This window comes from Methylobacterium bullatum (assembly GCF_014845095.1).
Lineage (GTDB): Bacteria > Pseudomonadota > Alphaproteobacteria > Rhizobiales > Beijerinckiaceae > Methylobacterium > Methylobacterium bullatum.
In genome coordinates, this window is sequence record NZ_NKUG01000102.1 from 40,810 (window position 1) to 63,556 (window position 22,747).

A 22,747-nucleotide genomic window follows, 5' to 3' on the forward strand; every position below is an offset into this window, starting at 1 on the left:
TAACCCTGTCGCCATCCCCGCTTGCCACAAGGACGCGCGATGGCCGCCCTCGACCCGGTTCTCAACGACATCGACCGCGACCTCGACAATGCCCTGGAGCGGTTGTTCGCCTTCCTGCGGATCCCGTCGATCTCCACCGATCCGGCCTATGCCGGGCATTGCCGCGACGCGGCGCAGTGGCTCGAGGGCAATCTGACGGCGCTCGGGTTCGAGACGGCCATCCACGAGACTTCGCTGCATCCGGTGGTGCTGGCCCATGCGCCGAAACCCGGCAAGCCGCACGTGCTGTTCTACGGCCATTACGACGTGCAGCCGGTGGACCCATTGAACCTCTGGGAGACGCCGCCCTTCGAGCCGCGTCTGTCGCTGAACGCCAAGGGCGACAAGCAGATCGTGGCGCGCGGCGCCTCCGACGACAAAGGTCAGGTCATGACCTTCGTTGAGGCCTGCCGCGCCTTCATCGCCATGGAGGGCGAGCTGCCCTGCGGCGTCACCCTGCTGATCGAGGGCGCCGAGGAGAATGGCTCTCAAGGCCTGCCCGAATGGGTCGCGGCCAACCGCGACAAGCTTGCCGCCGACATCGTCCTCGTCTGCGACACCAGCATGTGGAACCCGACCACGCCGGCCATCACCACGTCGCTGCGGGGCCTCGCCTATTTCGAGGTGAAGGTCACCTGCGCCGACCGTGACCTGCATTCGGGCTTCTTCGGAGGTGCCGCGCGCAACCCGATCCACGTCCTGTCGACAATCATCGCCGACCTGCACGATTCGGATGGAAGAGTGGCCCTGCCGGGCTTCTACGACGGCGTGCGCGAGACGCCCGCCGACATCCTGGAGCAGTGGCGCGGGCTCGACTTCACGGCCGAGAAGTTCCTCGGCCCAATCGGCCTCAAGGAGCCTGCCGGCGAGCGCGGGCGCATGCTGATCGAGCTGATCCAATCGCGCCCGGCCTGCGACGTCAACGGCATCATCGGCGGCTATACCGGCGAGGGCACCAAGACGGTCATCGCGGGGGAGGCCAGTGCCAAGGTCTCGTTCCGCCTCGTGGACGACCAGGACCCGGAACAGCTCGCCCGGACCTTCGAGGCCTTCGTGCGCGAAAGAATCCCGTCGGACTGCTCGGTGGAGGTGACCTGCTACAAGGGCAGCCGCGCCATCAGCCTGCCCTTCGACATGCCCGAACTGGACATCGCGAGGGGGGCACTCGCCGAGGAATGGGGCGTTCCCGCCGTCACCATCGGCGCGGGCGGCTCGATCCCCATCGTCGGCGACTTCAAGCGGCTGCTCGATCGCAACACGCTCCTCATCGGCTTCGGCCTGGATGACGACCGCATCCATTCGCCCAACGAGAAGTACGATCTCAGGAGCTTCCACAAGGGCACCCGCTCCTGGGCGCGCATCCTGGCGGCATTCGGGGAGCGCTGAGCGGGTTTCGCGTCCTGAAACCCGAGATACCTACAAAGCCTGTTTGAGGTGTTTTTCCAAGGCATTACCTCATCCTGAGGTGCCGCGTAGCGGCCTCGAAGGAGGCTTCCAGGGATCGCGAGACGACTGGAGGGCTCCTTCGAGGCCCGCTGCTTAAGCAACGGGCACCTCAGGATGAGGTGGTCTGGTGGGATAATCGACTCTGCAATGAGTATTCGCCGAGAGAGCCGATCAGGCAGGCTTTAATTATTAGGGCGAGGTGAAAGGTCGGTTGGCCGATGTGGGCCCGCTCAGGACGCTTCCACCTCCGGTCGGCTCATCTTCGCGTCGAGCCAGCCCCACAGGGCGCGGATCTCCTCGGCGGCCCGGCCGCAGGGCGCGTATTCGGTGACGCCGAGGCCGGAGGCCACGGCGTCCTGGTGATCCACCCGGTGCACGATGCTGGGTTCGGCCAGCACGCCCAGCGAGCGGAGTTGCGCCGCATAGGCATCCGTGCGCGGGGAGGGCGGGGGCGGGCATTGGTTGAGGACGAGGGCCAGCCGGCTCCGCATACCGAGGCCCACGAGGGTCTGGAGGGTCGGCCTCGCGGCCACGAGGTCGAGCCGCGACGGGCGCACCGGTACGACCACGAGGTCGGCCGTGCGCAGCGCCGGGGCCAGACCCGTGGCGGTGCCGGCGGTGTCGATGACGACGAGGGGGGTTCCGTTCTCGCGGCAGCCTTCCAGGATCTCGGGCATCTGCCCGATCTCCCAGGCCTGGATGCGCTCGACGGTCACTCCGTCCTTGCGACGCAGGGCGCCCCAGCCGGCCAGCGACCCCTGCGGATCGAGGTCGAAGGCGATCACGCGTTCGCCGTCCTCCGCCGCCGCCACGGACAGGGAAGCGGCGAGGCTCGTCTTACCGGTGCCGCCCTTCTGCACGGCCACGGCGACGACGCGGATGCGGCGGTCGTCGGTAGGCTTTTCCGTCATCACGCCGGCCCCCCGACGCGCGGCCCCGGAGTGTCGTCAGGCGCCATGCGACCCGCCTCCGTCACCTCGACCACCCGGTATCGGCTGCGACCGGCGCGAGCGAGATGGCGACACGCCCGCCGGCTTCAGGGGAGGCCGTATGATAGGAATCGTCTCTCGATCGGACGGAGCGCGGCCCCTCCGATCGATCCGGCCGGGCATCGCCGGCGCGAGCCCCGAGCCCCGGCTCAGAACCGCCCGCGGCGCCGCGCGTCGAGGCTCCACGGACCGGCGCCGGCCGCGGCGAGGTAGAGGAAGAGGAAGCAGAACAGGATGGCCGCGTCGCCGCCGTTGAGAGCCGGGAACTGGCTCTTGGGCGCATGAGCGATGAAATAGGCGAAGGCCATCTGGCCGGAGAGAATGAACGCCACCGGCCGCGTGAACAGGCCGAGGACGATCAGCGCGCCGCCGACGATTTCGAGAACGGCCGCGAACCAGAAGAGCGTGAACAGCGCCGGTGCCACCCCGCCGTCTAGGCGCACGGGGAATCCGAACAGCTTCTGCGTGCCGTGCTCCAGGAACAGGACGCCGGCGACGATGCGCAGGACGCTGAGAAGCCGGGGGCCCCAGGTTGACGAGATCGCGTTGAGGTTCATGCGGAAACAATCTCCGAGGGGGAGGGCCGTGCGTGCGGCCAAGCCTCCGCAATCAGCACGAAACCCCCTCCGCCGTCGACTCGCCGCGCGTGAGAAAAGTCACCGCGGCCTCTTTTGAAGCCGCGGTGCCGCTACAGTCCAGAATGCTTTCGAAGCATGGCTCCAGATTTACGGCTCCTTGAAGCCGTAATCCGGCACGCCTTCTTCGTTGTCATAATATTTATACGGCAAAAACTTTCCGGACAGGTTCATCTTCACCCGGTCGCCCTTGTTGTTGGGCTCTCGTTCCATGGTCATGTTGAAATCGATCGCCGACATGATGCCGTCACCGAAATCCTCCTGGATCAGTTCTTTCCAGGTGGTGCCGTAGACCATCACCAGCTCATAGAAGCGGTAGATCAGCGGGTCGGTGGGCGGCATCTGCGGGATTGAGCCGCGATAGGGCGCCTCGTTCAGCATCCGCTCCTCGGATTCGGTCAGGCCGAACAGCTCCGCCGCCTTCTTCGCCTGGGCCTTCGGCAGCTTCATCTGCCCCATGCAGGCGGCGGTGATGAGGATCGGCGAGAGTCCGCCGATCTCGGCCTGGATGTGCTTCCAGGTCCAGCCCTTCTCGCGCTTGATGTCGAGGAGCTTTTCCGTGAGGTCTTCGCGCTTCATGTGAGGTCTCCGATGAAGGAAGGTGGGTGAGAGGCGGCGCGCGGATCTGACAGGCGCCGATCTAGGAGGCGGCGGGGACGGGGATCGGCTCCGGCCCGTCCGAACCCGGCCGCACCACGGGCGGGTGGCGCTGGTCGTAGCCGGCCGGCATGGCGTCCCGCAGGCTCTTCGAGCGGCTGACGAGGAAGTCCATCAGGTGGTTGCGCAGGGCGTAATAGCCCGGCGCGTGATGGAGGTTCGCGCGCTCGCGGCGCTTGGGCAGCGGGTTCTCGACGATCTCCGCCACCTTGGCCTCGGGGCCGTTGGTCATCAGCACGATGCGGTCGGCGAGGTAGATCGACTCGTCGACATCGTGGGTGATCATGAAGACGGTCTGGCCGGTCTCGATGCAGATGCGGCGCACCTCGTCCTGCAGGGTGCCCCGCGTGAGCGCGTCCAGCGCCGAGAACGGCTCGTCCATGAGCAGGATCTTGGGCTCGATGGCCAGCGCCCTGGCGATGCCGACACGCTGCTTCATGCCGCCCGAGAGTTCGGACGGGCGCTTATGCTCGGAGCCGGCGAGTCCCACCGTGGCGATGGCCTTGCGGGCGCGCTCCTCCACCTCGGCGCGGGACGCCTTGCGCCAGCGCGAGGAGACCGCATAGGCGACGTTGCCGAGCACCGTGCGCCAGGGCAGCAGGGCATGGCCCTGGAAGATCACGGCCCGGTCGAGGCTGGTTCCCTCGATCGCCTGCCCGTCGACGATGACGACGCCCTCGCTCGGCGCCTCCAGCCCGGCCAGGATGTTGAGCACCGTGGTCTTGCCGCAGCCGGAATGGCCGATCATGCAGACGAACTCGCCCCGCCGCATGGGCAGCCACAGGTTCTCGAACACGGTGTTTGGCTTGCCGCCGGGGGCGGGATAGCGCCGGGCGATCCCCTCGATGGAGATGAACTTTTCGGAGGACGACATGCGGCTGGTCCCGGCGGCGGGGTCGGGAGCGGCGCTCGCGGAGCGCCGCGCGAAAGGGATGAGCTTGCTCATGGCGCGGCCTCACTCGGGGAAGGTGACGAGGCGCTGCGCCCGGGCGAGCAACTGGTCGAGGATCATGCCCACGAGGCCGATGACCAGGATCGAGACGATCACATTGGTGATCGAGAGGTTGTTCCACTCGTTCCACACGAAGTAGCCGATGCCGGTTCCACCCACGAGCATCTCGGCCGCCACGATCACGAGCCAGGCGATGCCGATGGAGATGCGCATGCCGGTGAGGATCGTCGGGGCGGCGGCCGGCAGGATCACCGTGAAGGCGCGCCGGATCGGCCCGACCTCCAGGGTCCGGGCGACGTTGAGCCATTCCTTGCGCGTTCCGGCGACGCCGAAGGCGGTGTTGATCAGCATCGGCCAGAGCGAGCAGATGAAGATCACGAAGATCGCCGACAGGCTCGAATCCTTGATCGTGTAGAGGGCGAGCGGCATCCAGGCGAGCGGCGAGACCGGCTTCAGGAGCTGGATGAAGGGGTCGAGCGCCCGGCCCATCAGCGGCGACATGCCGATGAGGAAGCCGATGGGGATGGCCACCAGCACCGCGAGACCGTAGCCCAGCGCCACCCGGCCGATGGAATAGGCGAGCTGGATGCCGAGCCCCTTGTCGTTGGGGCCGCGATCGTAGAACGGGTCCTTCAGGTGCTTCCAGGCGGTGGCGGCGACGTCGAGGGGCCCCGGCATCGCCGACTTGCCGGTTGTGGCGCTCGCACCCATGAGGGCCGCGTATTCCGGGTCCATGGCTTCGGTCTTGGCGACCCCGCCCACCGCGATCTGCCAGAGCAGCAGGAAGGCGGCGAGGACGGCCAGGGAGACGATGCCGGCGCGGAGCGAGAGTGAGGCCTTCATGGCTCAGCCCGCCCGCTTGATGGCGAAGGAGTTCAGGTACTCTTCGGGCTTGGCCGGATCGAAGGCCTTGCCCATCACCGAGAAGGATTTCGACGTGGCGGTCGGCGGGGTGAGGCCGGCCTCCTTCATCAGCCGGGCTGCGTCGGTGGCGAGATAGACCTTCTCGGCCACCGCCTTGTAGTCGACATCGCCCTTGATCTGACCCCAGCGCTTCATCTGGGTCATGATCCAGACCGCGAAGGACGACCACGGGAAGGCGTCGAAGTCGACGCGGTCCGGCACCTTGCGGACATTACCGAGGCCGTCGGCGAAGGTTCCGGTGAGCACCTGTTCCACCACCGTCACCGGCTGGTTGAGGTAGTTGGCCGGCGCGATCTGCGCGGCGATCTCCTTGCGGTTCTCGATCTTCGAGGCGTAGGCCGTCGCCTCGATCACGGCGCGGAGGAGGGCGGCGTAGGTGTTCGGGGTCTGGGTGACGAAATCCTGCGAGGCCGCGAAGGCGCAGCACGGGTGCCGGTCCCAGATCTCCTTCGACAGGATGTGGATGAAGCCGACGCCATCATAGACCGCGCGCTGGTTCACCGGGTCGGGGGCGAGGAACCCGTCGATGTTGTCGGCCCGCAGGTTCGCGACCATGTCCGGCGGCGGGACGGCGCGGATCTGCACGTCGGTATCGGGGTCGATCCCGGCTTCCGCGAGGTAGTAGCGCAGCAGGTAATTGTGCATCGAATAGTCGAAGGGCACCGCGAGCTTGAAGCCCTTCCAGCTTTTCGGGTCGCGCCGGTCCTTGTGCTTCATCGCCAGGGTGATCGCCTGGCCGTTGACGTTCTCCACCGCCGGCATCGTGTAGGGAACGGGGTTCGATCCGACGCCGAGCGAGATGGCGATGGGCATCGGCGCCAGCATGTGGGCGGCGTCGTATTCCTTGTTCAGGGTCTTGTCGCGGATCACCGCCCAGCCGGCGGTCTTCACCACCTCCACGTTCAGCCCCTGCTTCTCGTAGAAGCCCATGGGTTTCGCCATGATGATCGGCGTGGCGCAGGTGATCGGGATGAAGCCGACCTTGAGATCGGTCTTCTCGGGCTTCGCCCCTTGCGCGAAGGCCTCGGCCACGAATTTCGTGGGCAAGAACTGGCTGACGGCGGCCAGCGCCGTCGCCGCGCCGACGCTCCTGAGGAAGGCGCGCCGCTGGGCATCCTCGGGGAACAGGGCCCGCATCACCGCGCCTTCGACGGCCCGCGTGATCGCGGCGTCGCCGGACAAGGCTTCGGCGTCGTGCGCGGCTTGATCGCGATGGTTTCCGCAGGAGCAGCCGCCGCGCTTCAAGGTCAGCCGGGCGTTGAACGGATCGTCGAAGAGCGCCATGTCGCGGACCTTTCTGCGGAGACGCTCTCTTCATGGCAAACGCTGTGCCAGCCGCAATTCCGATAAAAAGCGTAGCCTAAACAAAGGTTTGAGATAAAGACGCACGCTACGAAATATCGTCGATTACGGTTTTTCGTGACCTGTGCTACGAAATATCGCGATGGAAAGATCAGTCGCGCCGCCCGCCTCGCCTTATGGCCCCGCCTTCGACAGGGCGGCGGAGGCGATGCTGGTGCTCGATCCGGTGGCCGACGAGATCCGGGACGCCAACCCGGCCGCCGCGCGCCTGCTCGGCTACGATCCCGATGTCCTGCGGGGCATGCGCGTCACCGGCCTCCATCCCGACCAGGTGCCGACGCTGATCGTCTTCACCCAGGCCGTGCAGGCGCGGGGCCGCGACTGGACCCACGCCCTCTCGCCGAGGCACGCCGAGGGGCACGGCCTCCATGTGGAATATAGCGGGACGATCCTGCCGGGTGAGCCGGCGCTCCTCCTCGTCAGCCTGTTCGACCTCGACGAGCGTCGCCGCCGCCTCGTGGATACGGAGGCCGATGCGCATATGCGGGCCGGCCTGTCCGAGTGGCAGCGGATGGAGCGGATCTTTCGCGATATCGAGCGCGAGAACCAGCTGATCCTGCGCGCGGCCGGCGAGGGCATCTACGGGGTCAATGCCGAGGGCATCACCACCTTCATCAACCCGGCGGCCGAGCGGATGCTGGGCTGGGACGCGGCCGATCTCGTCGGGCGCGACATGCATGCCACCGTCCACCACAGCCACCCGGATGGCTGCCATTACCCGCACCAGGATTGCCCGATCTACGCCGCCTTCCGCGACGGGGCCGTGCATCAGGTCGACACCGAGGTGTTCTGGCGCCGGGACGGCGCCCCGATCTTCGTGGAATACACCTCGACGCCGATCCGCGACCGGGGCCGGCTCCTCGGCGCGGTCATCGTGTTCCGCGACATCAGCCAGCGGCGGGAGGCCGACGAGCGCCTGCGCCAGGCACTGGCGGAGGTCGATTCCCTGCGCCAGCGCCTGGAGCTCGAGAACGCCTATCTGCGCGAGGAAATCCGCGAGGGCGGGCACCACCAGGGCATCATCGGCCGTTCTCCGGCCATCGAGGCGACCCTCCGGCAGATCGACCTCGTGGCCGGCACCGACGCCACCGTCCTCGTCACCGGCGAATCCGGCACCGGCAAGGAGCTCATCGCCCGCGCCATCCACGAGGCGAGCCGCCGCCGGGACCGACCCCTGATCCGGGTGAACTGCGCGGCGATCCCGCGCGAGCTGTTCGAGAGCGAGTTCTTCGGCCACGCCAAGGGCGCCTTCACCGGCGCCCTGCGCGACCGGGTCGGGCGGTTCGAGCTCGCCGATGGCGGCACCCTGTTTCTCGACGAGGTCGGGGAAATCCCCATCGACCTGCAGGGCAAGCTCCTGCGCGTGCTGCAGGAGCGGCAATTCGAGAGGGTCGGCGAGGAGCGGACCCGCCTCGTCGACGTTCGCCTCGTGGCCGCCACCAACCGCGACCTCAAGGCTGAGGTGAAGCGGGGGCGCTTCCGCGAGGATCTCTACTTCCGCCTCAACGTCTTCCCCATCGCGGCCGTGCCCCTGCGCGAGCGGCCCGAGGATATTCCCCTCATCGCCCAGCACTTCCTGAAGGGCGTGGCCCGGCGCCTCGCCATGCCCGACCTGCGTCTCACGGAAGGCGATGTCCGCCGCCTCGCGCGCTACGACTGGCCCGGCAATGTCCGCGAGCTGGAGAACATCGTCGAGCGGGCGGCGATCCTGGCCGTGCGCGGGCGGTTGCGGTTCGACCTGCCCGAAGCCGAGGGCAGCGGTCCCGTCGAGGGGCGGCGCCCGCAGGGCGAGGTCGTGACCGGCGCCACCCCTGCCACCGAGGCCGAGCGGAGGGCACGCGACCGGGCCGACATCTCGGCCGCCCTGGTCTTGAGCAAGGGCCGCGTCTTCGGGGCCGGAGGGGCGGCCGAACTGCTCGGCGTCAAGCCGACGACGCTCGCCTCCCGCATCAAAGTGCATGGCCTGACGGGGGTCGGCCGGTCGGGCGGCGGAGCCTGATCCGATCCGCCTCACTCGCCTTGCGTGTAATGGCTGTGGACCGAGTTGTTGATGCAGGATATTGAATCGAATTCTCTCGATCGTGAAAGCTTCGCCTGAAGACTCGCCAGCATAGGAAGGCTCGACGCAACAAGGAATGCGATGAGCGACAGGCGGTCGGAGGCGCGATACAAGGTCATCCTGCCAGCTCTTTGCTGGGGGCGGCATCGGCAGAATTTCTATGCGGTCACCGACGATCTCTCCTCGGACGGAATTCGTTTCAAATCCTCGGTCGTGCCCGCCGTCGATGAGCGACTGACCTGCAGTATCCGCCATGCCGGATCTATCGAAGCCATCGTCGTGCGAGCGGAGACATCCGCTTTCGCCATACGGGTTCTGAGCGCCGACCATCCCCTCGGGCTCGTGGTGCAGAGCCTCCTCAGCGTCGCGAAATCGCAAAATCCCCCACCCCTGGTGACACGCGCCTTTCCGCGCATCGTGCCGGAAATCCAGGACGTGCTGGTCACGACCGAGGCCGGATCGATGCTGCCGGGCCGTGTCATCAACATCTCGGCATCGGGGGTCGCCGTCTCCATGGAAGAACCCCTCGACGTCGGCACGCTGATCGTCATCGGCAGGACCAGGGCCAAGGTCGCCCGCCGGTTCGACAACGGCATCGGCGCGGCCTTCCTCTCGCCGCTCCACGCGGACGCGGTCGGCCCGCATGTCGTGCTCTGATCGCGGCCTCAGGGCTGTACGGCGGCTCCGTTCGACCAGGGGGCCGCCGCGAACCGGGCCGCCAGGAAGGCAATGAGTGCGAGGACGCGGGCGGGGCGCGGGTCGCCCGGCGGCGTGACCAGATGCAGGGCGATGGGCGGCAGGTCCCAACCGTGCAGCACCCGTTCGAGCCGCCCAGCCCGAAGATCCTCCCAGACCATGAAATCCGGTTGGACGGCGAAACCGAGTCCGGCGCGAAGGGCGGGGGTCAGGGCGTCGGCATTGTTGGCCCGCAGCGGCCCGGCAGGGACGATGGCCGCTTCCTCGCCCTCGCGGCTGGTGAAGATCCAGCGGTCTGGGCTCGGCAGGTAGGCGTAGCCGAGGCAGGGATGGCGGGCGAGGTCGCGCGGATGCTCCGGCCGGCCATGCCGGTCGAGATAATCCGGCGATGCCACGAGGGCGCGGTTCACGAGGCAGAGGCGCCGCGCCCGCAGGGAGGAATCCGCCAGCGCGGCGATGCGCAGGCCGATATCGAAGCCCCCGCCCACGAGATCGACCAACGCATCGCTGAGATGGAGATCCACCGAGACTTCCGGATACTGGCCCAGGAAATCCGGAAGGATCGGGGCGACGTGGAGGATCCCGAACGACATGGGGGCGGCGAGCCTCACCATGCCGCGCGGAACCGATGACGAGGCCGTGGCCTGGGCTTCCGCCGCTTCACCCTCCGCGAGGATGCGCGCGGCCCCCTCCCGCGCCGCATGGCCAAGTTCCGTCAGGGCGATCTTGCGTGAGGTCCGATGGAACAGGCGGCCGCCGATCCGGCCTTCGAGGCGGGTGATCGCCTTGGAGACCGTGGCCTTCGACAGGCCGAGTTCATCCGCCGCCCGCCCGAATGCACCCGTCTCCGCGACTTTGGCGAAGATCGCCCAGGCTTCGAAATCCGGCAGTTTCATAGGCGCATTTCCAGAAACGATAGGTTTCCATCGTTTCTGTTTTCATGCGGCATGCCAAGCCCCAGATTGTCGTCATCACGAAGCGGCGCGGTGGCCATCCACCGGCCAGCGCGTCCGGGAGACACGATCATGTCCGATAACGGCCTGCACCACGTCACCGCCTATGCCGGAGACATCCAGCGCAACCTCGATTTCTACCGGCGCGTCCTCGGCCTGCGCCTGGTGAAGAAGACCGTCAACTTCGACGATCCCTCGACCTATCACCTCTATTACGGCGACGAGGCCGGCCGGCCCGGCACGATCCTGACGTTCTTTCCCGTCGCCCATGCCGCGCGGGGACGGGTCGGGATCGGCGAGACGCAGGAGACCGCCTTCCGCGTTCCCCGCGCCTCCATCGGCTGGTGGACCCACCGGCTGATCGAGAAGGGCGTCGACCACGACGCCCTGGTTCAACTCTTCGGCGAGCCGGTCCTCCGCCTGCGCGATCCCGACGGGATGGTGCTGGCCCTGGTCGGGGTCGACGAGGCCACCGAGGGGGCGCCTTCCCGGACCGGTGCCGAGGTTCCGGCCGAGCACGCCATCCGGGGCTTCCACGGCGTCACCCTGCTCCTCAAAGAGGCGGAGCCGACGGCGCGGATCCTCACCGGGGTGTTCGGCTTCTCCGAGGCCGGACGCGACGGTGCGATGACCCGCTACGCCAATGGCGGTGCTCTCGGCGGGTTCGTCACCCTCCGGGCGGTGGGCGAGTTCCTGCGCGGCCGGCCCGGAGCCGGCTCGGTCCATCACATCGCCTTCCGGGCGAAGGACGATGCCGAGCAGGCGTCCATGGTGGCCGATCTCACCGGCACCCACGGCCTGCAGGTGACCGAGCAGCGCGACCGCGCCTATTTCCGCTCGGTCTACTTCCGCGAGCCCGGCGGTGTGCTGTTCGAGATCGCCACCGACATCCCGGGCTTTGCCGTCGACGAGCCGGCCGAGGCCCTGGGCGAGGCGCTCAAGCTCCCCGCCTTCCTCGAAGCGCACCGCGCGCGGATCGAGGAGGTTCTCCCCGTCATCGCCTGACACGGCCGCCCCTTCGCGAGGAGGGGCGGTTCCCACGCACTCTTCGCGAGGCCGTCATGACCAAGCTGTCCTTCACTCACCGTTTCGAGCCCGCGACCGTGGCCGGCTCCCCTCCGCTCCTGCTGCTCCACGGCACCGGCGGCGACGAGAGCGACCTACTGCCCCTGGGTCGCGCCGTCTCGCCGGGCTCCGCCCTGCTGTCGCCGCGCGGACCCGTCCCGGAGAACGGCATGCCGCGCTTCTTCCGGCGTCTCGCCGAGGGGGTCTTCGACGAGGCCGACCTCCGGCGCCGTGCGCGGGAGCTCGCGGATTTCATCGCGGAGGCCCGTGAGGCTTACGGCATCGCCGCACCGGTGGCGCTCGGCTTCTCCAACGGCGCCAACATCGCCGCCGCCCTTCTCCTGCTCCATCCGGGCGTGCTGGCGGGAGCGGCGCTGCTCCGGCCGATGATGCCGCTGGCGGAACCGCCCGTTCCCGACCTGACCGGCACGCCCGTGCTGATGCTGTCGGGCATGGCCGATCCGATCGTGCCGGCCGAGAACGCCGCGCGTCTCGCCGGAATCCTCGGCCGGGCCGGGGCGGATGTGGCGCACGACATCCAGCCGGCGGGGCACGGGCTCGGCCAGGCCGACGTCACGGCGGTTCAGGCGTGGATGGCCCGGATGGTCGAGGGGGAGCGCGCGTAAGCGAGGCTGCTTCGGTAGACCGCCTCGATCCCGTCGAGATGCCGGTCGAGGGTCAGCGGATCGGCCCAGAACAGGTCGTAGGCCGCATCCGACATCCGGCGCGCCTCCGCGTCGTCGGAAAGACGCATGAGGGCGGCGGCGAGGGAATCTGGTTTGCCGGACGCGAACCAGAGACCGTTGACGCCGTCCTCCACCGCTTCCCGCCCGGCGCAGATGTCGCTGACGATCACCGGCGTCCCCGCCGCCAGGGATTCGAGCACGGTGAGGGGCTGGCCCTCGTACCAGACCGAGGGGAAGACGAGGGCGCGGGCCGCGCGCATGAGCGCCTTGACCTCGGCCGGGTTCTTCCAGCCGAGGAAGCGGGCCTCCGGATAGTCCGACTCCAGCTGCGCCCGCTGCGGGCCGTCGCCGATGAAGACGGCCGTCTGCCCGGCGAGGCGGGCGGCCTCGGCGAAGACGTTCGCGCCCTTCTCGGGCGAGACCCGCCCGACGAAGACGATGTCGCCCAGCGGCCGATCCGCCTTCCGCCCGAGGGGCTCCGCGTCGACCGGGTTCGAGACCTCGAAATAGCGCGTCCGTTTCGGCAGGTAGGGGGCGAGAACGGTCTTCTGCAGCCGGCTGATGGTGATGACGGTGGCCGCGCTGCCCACCAGCCCCGACCCCCGCATCAACGCATGACGGCCGACCCGCATCAGTTTGCGGGCGTAGCTCCGGGAATCGCAATTGTAGGCGATGCAGGCGGGCGAGAGCGGGGTCCGGTGGCAGGCGGCCGAGATCGGGTAATCGTAGAAGCCGCCATTGGGGCAGGCGAGATAGTATTCGTGCATGGTGAACACCACCGGCACCCTCGTCGCCTTCAGCACCGGTCCGATGGAGGGCGACAGGGCCTTGGCCCAGCCATGGACGTGGACGACGCTGTCTTCCGGATCGTAGCCGGAGAGGAGCGCTTGGAGGCGGAGCGCCGCCGGCCGGTTCCAGAGCCATTGCACGCCGAAACTGGCGAGCGAGGTGGTGAGCGCCACGTCGGTCTGGCCAAGCACGATCACCGCGATGTCGGCGGCCGCGAGACGCGGATCGGCCGGGCCGACGGCTGCGAAGAACACGACCCGATGGCCACGCCCGGCGAGGCCCAGCGCGCTCTCGATGGCGACCTTCGCCTGCCCGCCGTTGATGAAGGCGTGATCGGCGACGATGATGACATTCATGACCGCATCGGACCGGGTGATGGTCATTTACGGGCGATGACGAAGGCGAAGCTCGTGAAGGTCCGCCAGTCCCGGCTCCGGGCGAGGCGGGTGAACGCGTCGTCGATCTGGCGCAGGCCGGGCAGCTTGTGGAAGTAGCTGTAGCCGTAGAACGGCAGCACGACGATCTCGCGAAAGCCGATCTCCTTCAGGAGCGGCACGATCACCGCCTCGCTGCCCCGGCAGTAATTGTAATGCGCCGGGAATTTCGGGTTGCCGCCATCGTCCCTGCGGTCCGGGAACAGGGTGTGGAGCACGGCGCGCGACAGGGCCTCCGGCATGAGCTGGTTGGCGACGAAGGGCGGGGCGAACAGGGTGGGAAAGAAGCTCAATGCCGCGCCGCCCGGCGCGAGGAGGCCATGGATGTTGCGCCACATCTGCGCCACGTCCGGCACATGCTCCATCACCATCGAGCAATAGGCGAAGTCGAACCGGTTGCGGCCGATGGCGTCGATGGTGGAGGGCGAGGCGATGTCGCAGCAGAGTTTCGCGAATTCGGGCGGCGCGAGGTCGAGCTCCTTCTGCGAGATGTCGTTGATCGTCACCTTGATGCCATGCCGGACCAGTTCCGGGGGCTGGAAGACCGGGTCGCGCCCGCCGCCGATCTCGAGATGGTCGCGAAGGCCGTACTCGTTGGTGAGGGCGACGATCGTGTTCTTGTAGTTCTCCCAGCTCCAGTTCCAGTCGGGCGAATAGCCGAGGTCGCGCGCGATGGCGCGGATGTCGCGCGGGGCGACCAGCGGGCGTATGGCCGGCGTCCCGGAAGCGGTCGGGTCTGAGTTCGCACTGGTCATGCTCATCGCGATGCGCGCCTTCTGAAGCGGTTGAGCCGCATTGCAGCGGTGAGGTCTGCCTGTCTGACAACGAGCCTAAAGCGTACCCGGTTACGGAGATCTCACGGTCTTCCGGGCGGTCAATGAATTTCGAGGGCAGGCTTAACGGCCCATGGCCTTAATCGCGCCATCATGGACCGTTGTTCAGGGTGGGCCGGTCGTCTCGGCGCGGTTCCTCGTCCGCGCCCTCCGACGATGGCCTTCCGAAGGATGCCACGCCTTGCTTCTCCCCGCGCGACGCCATCGTCTTCGTGACGAGCCAGACCGGGGTGGTGTCTGATGCTGCCGCCGCACCGCTGGTTCTGGATCCTCATTCTCGTCGCCTGCAGCGGCGCCGGGCTCCTCTACGACCTGCTGTTCGCCAACGGTGCCTCGCCGCTGGCCGGGGTGATCTATGGCCTCGCGGTGGGGTCGACCACCCTCGCCTTCGACCGTGGACTGATCTTCGGCGGCCTTCAGGCGCGCCTGCGCCAGTTGCCGGCCAAGATCTACGTGCTCACGGCCGAGCTCGCCTATGTCCTGATGATCGCCAGCGGCATCGCGCTCGGCGGCCTCGTCGTCTGGGCACTCGGCCTGACCGGGGACGCGCTCAGGGACGCCGTCAAGATCACCCCGCGGGTCCTCGCCTATTCGCTGGCGGTGTCGGCGATGCTCGTCTTCGTCATCCGCATGCGCGATCTCATCGGCGGCGAGGTGTTCGTGAACTTCCTCGTCGGCCGCTATCATCGGCCGGTGCGCGAGGACCGCATCTTCCTCTTCCTCGACGTCGTCGGCTCCACCGCCTTCGCCGAGACCCATGGCGACCTCAAGGCCCAGGCCTATCTCGGCGCGGTCTTCGCCGCCCTCGCCGAGCCCGTGCGCCGCAATCACGGCTCCACCGACGATTACATCGGCGACATGGCCATGATCACCTGGCCGATGGAGCGGGGCCTCAAGGACGCCCGCTGCGTCGCCTGCGTGTTCGACGTCCTCGACAGGATCGAGGCCGAGGCAGCGGCCTGGCAAGCCCGTTTCGGTGTGGTGCCCCGCCTGCGGGCGGCGCTGCATGGCGGCTCCATCGTCACGGCGGAAGTCGGGGTCGACCGGCACAAGATCGCGTATTTCGGCGACACGGTGAACGTGACCTCGCGGATCGAGGCCCTGTGCCGGCCCCTGGGCACCGAGATCCTGATCTCGGACGATCTCCTCGCACGCCTGCCGCGTCTGCCCGAGGGTATTCATGCCCGCTCGCTCGGCGCCCATGCCCTGCGCGGCCGGGGCCAGCCCCTCGCGGTCTCGACCCTGGAGCGCACGGCTCCGGCGCTCGAGGTGAGCGAGGGCGGACGGACCGTGACCGCGCCCTCGGCCGTGCCCTTGGCGGCGTCCGCATGAACGAGCCGGCCGCCGACCGTTCGATCGTCGTCTTCATCGATGCCGATGCCTGCCCGGTGAAGGACGAGACCTACCGGGTCGCCGGCCGCTACGGCCTGCATGTCTACGTGGTGGCGAACAGCTTCATCACCCTGCCGCGCGAGCCCTGGATCGAGCGCGTCGTCGTCAGCGACGGTTTCGACGCCGCCGACGACTGGATCGCGGAACGGGCGAGACCGGGTTCGGTCGTCGTCACCTCGGACGTGCCGCTCGCCAGCCGCTGCGTGAAGGCGGGCGCCGAGGTCCTGGCACCCAACGGAAAGCCCTTCAGCGAGAGCGGGATCGGTCTCGCTCTGGCCACCCGCAACCTGATGCAGGATCTGCGCGAGGCGGGCACGGTCACGGGCGGCCCGCGACCCTTCTCGGCGCGGGACCGCTCCGCCTATCTCGGCGCGCTGGATCGGACCGTGATGCGGCTCAAGCGAGGCGGCTTCGGCTGACCTTCGCCCTGTCCCGAGCCGCGTCCGGGATCCGTTTCGGCGTCGTCACGAGCCGTTCCCCATGGCCTCGCCGAAGGACTGGACCAGCCTGTCCTCCAGCCGACCCTTCATGTCCGAGAGGATCGCCATGGCGACGGCGTTCGGCATGGCCGGCTTGTAGGCGCGTTTCTCGGTCAGCGCCGAGTAGATGTCGCAGATCGTCATCAGCCGCACGGTATCGCCGATGGAATCCCCGCTGAGGCGGTCGGGATAGCCCGAACCGTCGAGCATCTCGTGGTGATGCCGAACCGCGCCGAGGGTGAGGGCATCGCAGCCGGACTCCTTCAGCTTCTCGTAGCCGATGACCGGATGCGTGCGCATGATCGCCATCTCGCCATCGTCGAGCCGGCCAGGCTTGTTGAGGATCTCCAGCGGAATCCGGGCTTTCCCGATGTCGTGGAGCAAGGCGGCGCGGACGAAGTGATGGCGGTCGCTGGCCGAGAAGCCGAGGTGAAGCGAGAACTTGGCGGCCACGCCCGCCACCAGCAGGCAATGCTGGTAGGTGGCGTCGTCATGTGTCCAGACCCGGTCGAGCCAACGGGTCAACCCACCTTCGCGAACCGCCGCGATGATCGGTTCGAGGCTGGCATCGACCCGCGTCAGGGAGACCGGATCGTTCGACCGCGCCACGTCGAACAGGCGGGTCAGGACTTCGGTGGCCCGAGCCACGCCGCGCTCGATGCTCCGGGCCGGCCTCTCGGCGCGGTCCTGGATCACCTGCGTCATCATCGTGCGGGCGACCATGACGGGGTTCGTCAGAGCCGAGAGGCAGCAGGTCGCACCGAGATTCCTGGCATTGCGCATGCCGATCTCGCTCATGTTCCGAAGGAGGCAGATGACGGGAACGTCCGCGATCCTCAACCGCGCGAAGGCCCGGCGCATGGCGGAGGCGGCGTCGCGCCGGTCGAGGGTCACATCCGACACCGCACCGATGGGCACCGACTTCAAGTCCATTGCCGCATCGAATCTCATGACCTTGCAGTCCGCCACGAGGCTCAGCTCGTGTCGCAACAATTCACTGCTGTCGGGCCGATCCGTTATAAGGAGTACTGTCCCATCTAGCATTCGCGCAACGCCCGAAATCCCACCGATACCCACAGAGACAACCTATGTTGCAAAAGTGGAGAGAAAATTAATTGCATCCTCAAGTGTAAATTCGAGAGTACAAATGAACCTGTTGGTTAGAAAAACTACATTTCTACCAAAGGGCGATCTCAAAAAATTTGAGTTGCAACCTCCGTGCCCGCTCTCATGCCCTCTTGATAGGCGCCTCCGGCGGTTCCCCATTGCAGGCGCGACAGCGCCTCTCCGGCGAACCAGATCTTGTCCGCCAGCGGGGCCTGAAGCTGTCCGCGTGCCGGCGCATGTCCGGGTGGGACCACGGCCCATGAGCCGAGCGACCAGGGGTCGTGGCGCCATTCGCTGATCGCCGGAATGGCAAGATCGTGCAGGGCGCGGTGACCGAGATGCTCCGCCAAGACGGCGCGGACCAGTCGGCGAGTGGTATCCGGGTGCCGGTCCCGTGCGTCGAGGGCCCGGATCATCGGCGTGTCGAGCTCGAAGAAGTGGAACGGCGTCCCGTCCACCCGGGTGAGCAGTCCGGGGGGCTTGTGGCGTCCGCCGACCAGGGCGGCGAGGCGGTCGCGACCGAGGAAGGGCGCGGAGGGCCAGTGCAGCACGGCGTGCTCGTAGATCCCGCTGGAGAATCCATCGATGGCCGCGCGCGTCTCCGGCGGCAGGGAAGGGGTGAAGAGCGGCGCGGCGCGCAGCACCATCATCGGGATCGTGACGATCACCGCCTTGGCCCGCCGCACCGATCCGTCCGCCGTTTCGACGGTGACGCCCGTCCCCGACCAGTCGATGCGCACCACCGGCGAGTTCAGCGCGATGGGCAGCCCCTGCGCCAGGCGGGCGAGATAGCCGCCGAAGCCGCCGGCGATGAAACGGTTGTCGCCGTATTCCATGCTGGGAAAATCATGGAGTGAGACGTCCGTCAGGGGGCGACCCGACACGAGGCCGTGGACGAGGGCGATGCGCTCGGCCCAGGGGCCGAGGCCGGGCGGGAGCGCGCTCGAAGCCGGGCGGTCGGGGCCGCCGAACCCGGCCTGGGTGGTCAGGGCGCGATCGGCCACCGAGAAGGCGCGGGCATGGGCGGCGGCCTCGGCCGGGCGCCCCTTCCGCCCCGATACGAACAGATGCCCCTCCTGCGCGGCGATCCTCAAGGGTTCGCCCCGAATCTCGCCCAGGCGCACCAGCGGGTTGATCGGGCCGGCATGGAGCCAGTGCCCGCCGAGATCCACCGGATGGCCCCGCAGCATCGTGGTGATCAGCCGTCCGCCGACCCTGTCGCGCGCCTCCAGCACGGCCACGGAGATGCCGCGTTCCGTGAGGGTCCGCGCCGCGGCGATCCCGGCGGCACCCGCGCCGACGACGATCACATCTGCGTGGTCGGGCAGAGGCGCGAGGCGCGGGGCGATGCTCGGCCGGAAATGCGCGTGGGCGGGACGGGATGTCGGGATCATGCGGTGGGCAGGCATCCGGGAAGGCGGGTCGTGAAGGGCCGAGGGCCGGTAGAGTGACCCGCGATTCTCTACCGACGGTTACGGGAGAAGGGATCGCACGTCCTCAAACGTCGCCGATCTCTTGCAGGAACGCGCGGCAGCGGCAAAAAGGTTCAGCGCGGCACGGCCGGCCGGGGTTGCGCCGCAACGCCGGCGCCGCCAGAACCCGGCGCTGACGGCGGCTCCCGGACGGGGGCTCGCCCGCCCTCGCGCGGAACTCAAGGATTCGGGCGCCATGCTCATTCAGGCGGCCTTCGCTGCGGTCAAGCAGGTGCTCTCGCCGCCTCTGCGCGCCATCCTGTGGAAGTCGCTGGCCCTGACCCTCGGGCTCCTCGTCCTGATCTGGGCCGGCCTCACCAAGGCGATCGACTGGTTTCTGGCCAACCATCACCTGTCGGCGAGCTACCCGTTCCTCGATACCCTGGCGGTGTTCTTCGCCGGCGCCGGCCTGTTCATCGGCCTCGCCTACGTCATGCCGGCGGTCTCGATCCTGGTGGCGGGCTATTTCCTCGACGATGCCGCCGCCATCGTGGAGCGCACCGACTTTCCCCAAGACGCGCCTGGCACGGCTCTGCCGATCGGATCGGCGATGCTCTACGCCCTGCGCTTCGCGGGCCTCGCCCTGCTGGTGAACCTCGTGGCGCTGATCCTGTTCTTCGTGCCGGGCGTGAACCTCGTGGCGTTCTTCCTCGCCAACACCTACCTGCTCGGGCGCGAGTATTTCGAACTCGCCGCCGGGCGCTTCCGGCCCATGCAGGAAGCGGGCGCCATGCGCCGGCATTTCGGCCTGACCACCATGACCGCCGGCGCCATGCTGGCGGGCCTGATGGTGGTCCCCGTCCTCAACCTGCTGACGCCGCTCTTCGGCATCGCCCTGATGGTCCATGTCCACAAGGGGTTGAGCCGCAAGGCCGCCCTGGCCGGACCGGATGTGCGCAAGCGGATCGGTTGATCGCGGCCCGCCTCAGCCCCGCGTCCCCCACCGCACGCCCATCCGGCTCGGGGCCGTCGCGTCGGGGCCGATCGGAGGACCGCTCGGGCGTGTGACCGGCGGGGATGACGGCTCCGCCGCCTCCTCTTCGGAGATGGTGATCGTCTCCTTGGCGAACTGGCCGGCCTTGCGGAAGGTCCAGAGATAACCCGGCACGACGGCCGCCATGGCGGTGGGCAGGATGCCGAGGCCGTCGAGGGTCCGCCCCTCGGCCTTGGCCGCCTCCGAGACCACGTTGTCGGTCTGGAGCAAGGTGACCTGGTCGCGCGTGAGCTTGAGGCTGTCCGGCAGAAGGCCGAGGCTCAGGGTGTCCACGGTCTCGATCACACGGGCCTGCAGCATGGCGAGGGGCTTGGGCAGGTCGACCACGAGGCGGCGGCGCATGGTGGTCTTGAGCATGTAGCGAACGAGGGCGTCGAGGGTCTCGATTTCGGGACCGCCGAGTTCGAACACCCGGCCCGCCTCGGCCTGTCCGTCCACCGCGCGGGCGACCGCCTCGGCCACGTCGCCGACGAAGACCGGCTGGAAGCGCGTGCCGGCGCCGGCCAGGGGCAGGACCGGGAGTACGCGGGCGAGCGACGCGAAGCGGTTGAAGAAGCTGTCGCCGGGGCCGAAGACCAGGGAGGGGCGCAGGATCACGGAGCGGGGCTGGGCCGCCAGGACGTTCGCCTCGCCCAAGGCCTTGGAGCGGGCGTATTCGGACCCGGACGTCTCGTCCGCCCCGATGGCCGAGACATGGACGACCGGCGCGCCGACGCTGGCCGCCGCGCGAGCGATCTCGCCCGCCCCCTCGGCCTGGAGGCCCAGGAAGCTCTGCTTGCCGCTCTCCTGCAGGATGCCCACGAGGTTCACCACCACGTCGGCGCCCTCCACCGCCCGGGCGATGGAGTCGGGGTAGCGCAGGTTCGCCTGGACGGCGACGATCTGCCCGACCTTGCCCAGCGGCTGCAGGAAGAGCGCGAGGTCGGGGCGGCGGACGGCGACGCGGATGCGATAGCCGCGCTTGGCCAGCGCCCGCACCACATGGCGCCCGAGGAAGCCGGAGCCGCCGAAGACGGTGACGAGCTGCGATGACGGACGCGGCAAGGACGGTCCGGCGAAAGGAGAGGTCGAAGCGTCGAAGCCGGTCATCGCCTGGGTTCCACCTGTCATCCGAGATGCCCCGCCATGCCCCGTTCGGGGCGGGGCCGAGCCCGTATCCGTCACCATCGAGCGTCTCTCACACGACTCCCCTGCGCAATCGTGCTCCGCGCGAGAAACGACCGTGACCGGGAGTGTGTGAAGCCCTCCGAGTGCGGGGATTACCATCGCTGGCGCATCGATAGCTAGGGCCGTTTGCCGCCGTGCGGGAGGCTCCGGTGACCGGGAAAGGTCGACGCCCGGGAAAATCTCGCGGACCGGCCCGTCCGAGATGCCGCGCCCCCGCCGATCCCGGTCCTGCCGGAACACGATCGTGTCGTTCGAGGCCGGTTTGCCGGAAGATTGTCCCGACATGGCGCAAGAAAAAGTATTTCTCTTCCTTTGACTATGCCCCGTCTTCGTAAGACATTCGGCACACCAAAGCTACAACGCAAGCTTAACTTCGTCGTGTGCTTGATATCATAATGTATTCACTTGCGGTCGCGGCGTCGACTGGGCCGCACGATGTCTCGAATTCGCGGATAGATGCATGACTCTCCCGAACCATTTCGCCCCGGAGCCGATCCGTTTCGCCTATTGGGTGCCCAACGTGTCCGGCGGCCTCGTCATCAGCAAGATCGAGCAGCGCACCAGCTGGGATGCCGACTACAACCGCAAGCTCGCCCAGATCGCGGAGGCGGCGGGGTTCGACTACGCCCTGACGCAGATTCGCTTCACCGCCGGTTACGGGGCCGAGTTCCAGCACGAATCGGTGGCGTTCAGCCACGCCCTGCTGGCGGTGACTACGAAGCTCAAGGTCATCGCCGCGCTCCTGCCCGGCCCATGGAACCCGACCATCGCCGCCAAGCAGATCGCCACGATCAGCCAGCTCACCAACGGGCGCATCGCCATCAACGTCGTGTCGGGCTGGTTCTCCGGCGAGTTCCGCGCCATCGGCGAGCCCTGGCTCGACCATGACGAGCGTTATCGCCGCTCCGAGGAGTTCATCCGCTCCCTGCGCGGGATCTGGACCCAGGACGACTTCACCTTCCGCGGCGATTTCTACCGCTACACCAACTACACCCTGAAGCCGAAGCCGGCCGACCCGCAGCCCGAGATCTTCCAGGGCGGCTCCTCCCGCGCCGCGCGCGACATGGCGGCCCGCGTCTCCGATTGGTACTTCACCAACGGCAACACGCCGGAGGGCATCCGGGCGCAGGTGGACGACATCCAGGCCAAGGCCTCGGCCAACGGGCATTCGGTGAAGGTCGGCGTCAACGCCTTCGTCATCGCCCGCGACACCGAGGAAGAGGCCCGCGCGGTCCTCCAGGAGATCCTCGACAACGCCGATCCCGATGCGGTGAAGGCCTTCGGCCACGAGGTGAAGAACGCCGGCAAGGCCTCCCCGGAAGGGGAGGGCAACTGGGCGAAATCGAGCTTCGAGGATCTCGTCCAGTACAATGACGGCTTCAAGACCAACCTGATCGGGACGCCCGACCAGATCGCCGAGCGCATCGTCGCCCTGAAGGATGCCGGCGTCGACCTCGCGCTCCTCGCCTTCCTGCATTTCCAGGAGGACGTCGCCTATTTCGGTGCCCACATCATCCCGAAGGTGAGGGCGCTGGAGGCCGCGCGCGAGCGCCGGGCCGAGGCCGCCTGAACTGACGCAACGCTCCTCCCTCCCCCTTGTGGGGAGGGATCGAGGGT

Annotated in this window: 21 protein-coding genes; 9 read left to right on the forward strand and 12 right to left on the reverse strand. The window is 68.0% G+C overall.

Going from position 1 to position 22,747, the window contains the following annotated elements; genetic code table 11:
* Positions 1-39: 39 nt before the first annotated feature.
* Positions 40-1,425, forward strand: a complete 1,386-nt coding sequence (locus MBTS_RS15240) for a dipeptidase (protein WP_192215959.1) — start codon at positions 40-42, stop codon at positions 1,423-1,425.
* 290 nt (positions 1,426-1,715) lie between these two features.
* Here the strand turns inward: MBTS_RS15240 and MBTS_RS15245 are convergent, their stop codons facing one another.
* From MBTS_RS15245 to MBTS_RS15270, 6 genes are all read right to left on the reverse strand, one after another.
* Positions 1,716-2,396, reverse strand: coding sequence for a nucleotide-binding protein (locus MBTS_RS15245; RefSeq protein WP_192215960.1), 681 nt, complete (start codon positions 2,394-2,396; stop codon positions 1,716-1,718).
* A 227-nt stretch (positions 2,397-2,623) separates the two neighbouring features.
* Entirely contained in the window at positions 2,624-3,031 is a 408-nt protein-coding gene (locus MBTS_RS15250; protein WP_147833428.1) for a DoxX family protein, read from the reverse strand.
* Positions 3,032-3,199: 168 nt separating this feature from the next.
* Positions 3,200-3,688: a cyanase gene (gene cynS, locus MBTS_RS15255; RefSeq protein ID WP_018041857.1), complete on the reverse strand. Its 489-nt coding sequence runs from the start codon at positions 3,686-3,688 to the stop codon at positions 3,200-3,202.
* 61 nt (positions 3,689-3,749) lie between these two features.
* Positions 3,750-4,712 carry an ABC transporter ATP-binding protein gene (locus tag MBTS_RS15260; protein WP_147833427.1) on the reverse strand — a complete coding sequence of 321 codons (963 nt, stop codon included), beginning with the start codon at positions 4,710-4,712 and terminating at the stop codon, positions 3,750-3,752.
* A gap of 9 nt (positions 4,713-4,721) precedes the next feature.
* Positions 4,722-5,561, reverse strand: coding sequence for a nitrate ABC transporter permease (ntrB, locus tag MBTS_RS15265; RefSeq protein ID WP_027170993.1), 840 nt, complete (start codon positions 5,559-5,561; stop codon positions 4,722-4,724).
* 3 nt (positions 5,562-5,564) lie between these two features.
* Entirely contained in the window at positions 5,565-6,926 is a 1,362-nt protein-coding gene (locus MBTS_RS15270; RefSeq protein ID WP_056147642.1) for a CmpA/NrtA family ABC transporter substrate-binding protein, read from the reverse strand.
* A 160-nt stretch (positions 6,927-7,086) separates the two neighbouring features.
* On the opposite strand from MBTS_RS15270, the gene MBTS_RS15275 reads away from it, so the two are divergent.
* Both MBTS_RS15275 and MBTS_RS15280 read left to right on the forward strand, forming a co-directional pair.
* Positions 7,087-9,003, forward strand: a complete 1,917-nt coding sequence (locus MBTS_RS15275; RefSeq protein ID WP_192215961.1) for a sigma 54-interacting transcriptional regulator — start codon at positions 7,087-7,089, stop codon at positions 9,001-9,003.
* Positions 9,004-9,144: 141 nt separating this feature from the next.
* Positions 9,145-9,720 carry a PilZ domain-containing protein gene (locus tag MBTS_RS15280; protein WP_018041862.1) on the forward strand — a complete coding sequence of 192 codons (576 nt, stop codon included), beginning with the start codon at positions 9,145-9,147 and terminating at the stop codon, positions 9,718-9,720.
* Between the two features lie 8 nt (positions 9,721-9,728).
* On the opposite strand, the gene MBTS_RS15285 is transcribed toward MBTS_RS15280, so the two are convergent.
* A complete protein-coding gene (locus MBTS_RS15285; protein WP_192215962.1) occupies positions 9,729-10,655 on the reverse strand; it encodes a LysR family transcriptional regulator in 927 nt (308 codons plus the stop codon).
* 129 nt (positions 10,656-10,784) lie between these two features.
* On the opposite strand from MBTS_RS15285, the gene MBTS_RS15290 reads away from it, so the two are divergent.
* Both MBTS_RS15290 and MBTS_RS15295 read left to right on the forward strand, forming a co-directional pair.
* A complete protein-coding gene (locus MBTS_RS15290; RefSeq protein WP_192215963.1) occupies positions 10,785-11,717 on the forward strand; it encodes a ring-cleaving dioxygenase in 933 nt (310 codons plus the stop codon).
* 56 nt (positions 11,718-11,773) lie between these two features.
* Positions 11,774-12,403 carry an alpha/beta hydrolase gene (locus MBTS_RS15295; protein WP_018041865.1) on the forward strand — a complete coding sequence of 210 codons (630 nt, stop codon included), beginning with the start codon at positions 11,774-11,776 and terminating at the stop codon, positions 12,401-12,403.
* Here MBTS_RS15295 and MBTS_RS15300 read toward each other — a convergent pair.
* Together MBTS_RS15300 and MBTS_RS15305 are read right to left on the reverse strand one after the other, a co-directional pair.
* Complete coding sequence (locus MBTS_RS15300) at positions 12,361-13,608, reverse strand: glycosyltransferase family 4 protein (RefSeq protein ID WP_147832513.1); 1,248 nt, start codon at positions 13,606-13,608, stop codon at positions 12,361-12,363. The two genes, MBTS_RS15295 and MBTS_RS15300, sit on opposite strands and share 43 nt — an antisense overlap.
* Before the next feature lie 23 nt (positions 13,609-13,631).
* On the reverse strand, positions 13,632-14,447 hold the full coding sequence (locus MBTS_RS15305) for a class I SAM-dependent methyltransferase (protein WP_056147633.1): 816 nt from the start codon (positions 14,445-14,447) through the stop codon (positions 13,632-13,634).
* 312 nt (positions 14,448-14,759) lie between these two features.
* On the opposite strand from MBTS_RS15305, the gene MBTS_RS15310 reads away from it, so the two are divergent.
* Together MBTS_RS15310 and MBTS_RS15315 are read left to right on the forward strand one after the other, a co-directional pair.
* On the forward strand, positions 14,760-15,851 hold the full coding sequence (locus MBTS_RS15310) for an adenylate/guanylate cyclase domain-containing protein (RefSeq protein WP_018041868.1): 1,092 nt from the start codon (positions 14,760-14,762) through the stop codon (positions 15,849-15,851).
* Complete coding sequence (locus MBTS_RS15315; protein ID WP_147832514.1) at positions 15,848-16,330, forward strand: YaiI/YqxD family protein; 483 nt, start codon at positions 15,848-15,850, stop codon at positions 16,328-16,330. The genes MBTS_RS15310 and MBTS_RS15315 overlap by 4 nt, the downstream gene beginning before the upstream one ends.
* Positions 16,331-16,375: 45 nt before the next feature.
* Here the strand turns inward: MBTS_RS15315 and MBTS_RS15320 are convergent, their stop codons facing one another.
* Together MBTS_RS15320 and MBTS_RS15325 are read right to left on the reverse strand one after the other, a co-directional pair.
* Entirely contained in the window at positions 16,376-17,323 is a 948-nt protein-coding gene (locus MBTS_RS15320) for an HD-GYP domain-containing protein (protein ID WP_238254195.1), read from the reverse strand.
* Positions 17,324-17,583: 260 nt separating this feature from the next.
* Positions 17,584-18,891: a flavin monoamine oxidase family protein gene (locus MBTS_RS15325; protein ID WP_192215964.1), complete on the reverse strand. Its 1,308-nt coding sequence runs from the start codon at positions 18,889-18,891 to the stop codon at positions 17,584-17,586.
* Positions 18,892-19,165: 274 nt separating this feature from the next.
* Between MBTS_RS15325 and MBTS_RS15330 the strand changes: the two genes are divergently transcribed.
* Positions 19,166-19,882: a sulfate transporter family protein gene (locus tag MBTS_RS15330; RefSeq protein WP_192215965.1), complete on the forward strand. Its 717-nt coding sequence runs from the start codon at positions 19,166-19,168 to the stop codon at positions 19,880-19,882.
* A 12-nt stretch (positions 19,883-19,894) separates the two neighbouring features.
* Here MBTS_RS15330 and MBTS_RS15335 read toward each other — a convergent pair whose 3' ends face one another.
* A complete protein-coding gene (locus MBTS_RS15335; protein ID WP_018041873.1) occupies positions 19,895-21,052 on the reverse strand; it encodes a complex I NDUFA9 subunit family protein in 1,158 nt (385 codons plus the stop codon).
* A 538-nt stretch (positions 21,053-21,590) separates the two neighbouring features.
* Between MBTS_RS15335 and sfnG the strand changes: the two genes are divergently transcribed.
* Positions 21,591-22,700 carry a dimethylsulfone monooxygenase SfnG gene (sfnG, locus tag MBTS_RS15340; protein ID WP_056147613.1) on the forward strand — a complete coding sequence of 370 codons (1,110 nt, stop codon included), beginning with the start codon at positions 21,591-21,593 and terminating at the stop codon, positions 22,698-22,700.
* The last annotated feature ends 47 nt before the right edge of the window (positions 22,701-22,747 follow it).

What these genes read in the sequence shown, in the direction of transcription:
- MBTS_RS15240 (WP_192215959.1), top strand. Translation starts at nt 40, where the DNA reads ATGGCCGCCCTCGACCCGGTTCTCAACGACATCGACCGCGACCTCGAC.
- MBTS_RS15245 (WP_192215960.1), bottom strand. Translation starts at nt 2,396, where the DNA reads ATGACGGAAAAGCCTACCGACGACCGCCGCATCCGCGTCGTCGCCGTG.
- MBTS_RS15250 (WP_147833428.1), bottom strand. Translation starts at nt 3,031, where the DNA reads ATGAACCTCAACGCGATCTCGTCAACCTGGGGCCCCCGGCTTCTCAGC.
- cynS (WP_018041857.1), bottom strand. Translation starts at nt 3,688, where the DNA reads ATGAAGCGCGAAGACCTCACGGAAAAGCTCCTCGACATCAAGCGCGAG.
- MBTS_RS15260 (WP_147833427.1), bottom strand. Translation starts at nt 4,712, where the DNA reads ATGAGCAAGCTCATCCCTTTCGCGCGGCGCTCCGCGAGCGCCGCTCCC.
- ntrB (WP_027170993.1), bottom strand. Translation starts at nt 5,561, where the DNA reads ATGAAGGCCTCACTCTCGCTCCGCGCCGGCATCGTCTCCCTGGCCGTC.
- MBTS_RS15270 (WP_056147642.1), bottom strand. Translation starts at nt 6,926, where the DNA reads ATGGCGCTCTTCGACGATCCGTTCAACGCCCGGCTGACCTTGAAGCGC.
- MBTS_RS15275 (WP_192215961.1), top strand. Translation starts at nt 7,087, where the DNA reads ATGGAAAGATCAGTCGCGCCGCCCGCCTCGCCTTATGGCCCCGCCTTC.
- MBTS_RS15280 (WP_018041862.1), top strand. Translation starts at nt 9,145, where the DNA reads ATGAGCGACAGGCGGTCGGAGGCGCGATACAAGGTCATCCTGCCAGCT.
- MBTS_RS15285 (WP_192215962.1), bottom strand. Translation starts at nt 10,655, where the DNA reads ATGAAACTGCCGGATTTCGAAGCCTGGGCGATCTTCGCCAAAGTCGCG.
- MBTS_RS15290 (WP_192215963.1), top strand. Translation starts at nt 10,785, where the DNA reads ATGTCCGATAACGGCCTGCACCACGTCACCGCCTATGCCGGAGACATC.
- MBTS_RS15295 (WP_018041865.1), top strand. Translation starts at nt 11,774, where the DNA reads ATGACCAAGCTGTCCTTCACTCACCGTTTCGAGCCCGCGACCGTGGCC.
- MBTS_RS15300 (WP_147832513.1), bottom strand. Translation starts at nt 13,608, where the DNA reads ATGAATGTCATCATCGTCGCCGATCACGCCTTCATCAACGGCGGGCAG.
- MBTS_RS15305 (WP_056147633.1), bottom strand. Translation starts at nt 14,447, where the DNA reads ATGAGCATGACCAGTGCGAACTCAGACCCGACCGCTTCCGGGACGCCG.
- MBTS_RS15310 (WP_018041868.1), top strand. Translation starts at nt 14,760, where the DNA reads ATGCTGCCGCCGCACCGCTGGTTCTGGATCCTCATTCTCGTCGCCTGC.
- MBTS_RS15315 (WP_147832514.1), top strand. Translation starts at nt 15,848, where the DNA reads ATGAACGAGCCGGCCGCCGACCGTTCGATCGTCGTCTTCATCGATGCC.
- MBTS_RS15320 (WP_238254195.1), bottom strand. Translation starts at nt 17,323, where the DNA reads ATGGACTTGAAGTCGGTGCCCATCGGTGCGGTGTCGGATGTGACCCTC.
- MBTS_RS15325 (WP_192215964.1), bottom strand. Translation starts at nt 18,891, where the DNA reads ATGATCCCGACATCCCGTCCCGCCCACGCGCATTTCCGGCCGAGCATC.
- MBTS_RS15330 (WP_192215965.1), top strand. Translation starts at nt 19,166, where the DNA reads ATGCTCATTCAGGCGGCCTTCGCTGCGGTCAAGCAGGTGCTCTCGCCG.
- MBTS_RS15335 (WP_018041873.1), bottom strand. Translation starts at nt 21,052, where the DNA reads ATGACCGGCTTCGACGCTTCGACCTCTCCTTTCGCCGGACCGTCCTTG.
- sfnG (WP_056147613.1), top strand. Translation starts at nt 21,591, where the DNA reads ATGACTCTCCCGAACCATTTCGCCCCGGAGCCGATCCGTTTCGCCTAT.